At 46.7% G+C, this 353-nt stretch carries 1 pseudogene; it reads left to right on the top strand.

Features of this window, described 5'->3' with window-relative positions:
• Positions 1-182, top strand: a pseudogene (locus M3650_RS31435) (hypothetical protein); the annotation flags it as partial.
• Positions 183-353 lie beyond the last annotated feature (171 nt).

Below are 353 nucleotides of genomic sequence, written 5' to 3'. Positions count from 1 at the left end.
TTGAAGATGGCGGTCAGGATGCGTTAAAGGATGGACGGGGAAGAAAGAAAGCGCCGGAGGAATTAACAGAGGCCGATCGCCAAAAACTCGAGATGAAAAAGATGGAATATGAAAACGAGCGGCTTCGGGCGGAGAATGCATTTCTAAAAAAGTTACAGGAATTCCAAAGGAGGCGAAGCTAAGCCAATACCGTCAAGAGAATGTCTATCTTGCTATTCAAGCGCTTCAGGAAGAAGCGTTGTTCAGCGTTCAGCTTCTGTGTGAAATTGCAGGCATTTCACGTTCAAGCTATTACAAGTGGCTAAATCGCAAGCCCAGTTCCCATGAGCAGGAAAATGCAGAGCTGACGCATG

The organism is Paenibacillus sp. MER TA 81-3, assembly GCF_023713585.1.
In the GTDB taxonomy this organism is placed as follows: Bacteria; Bacillota; Bacilli; order Paenibacillales; family Paenibacillaceae; genus Paenibacillus_B; species Paenibacillus_B profundus.
This window is presented reverse-complemented; position numbering and strand designations above follow the sequence as displayed.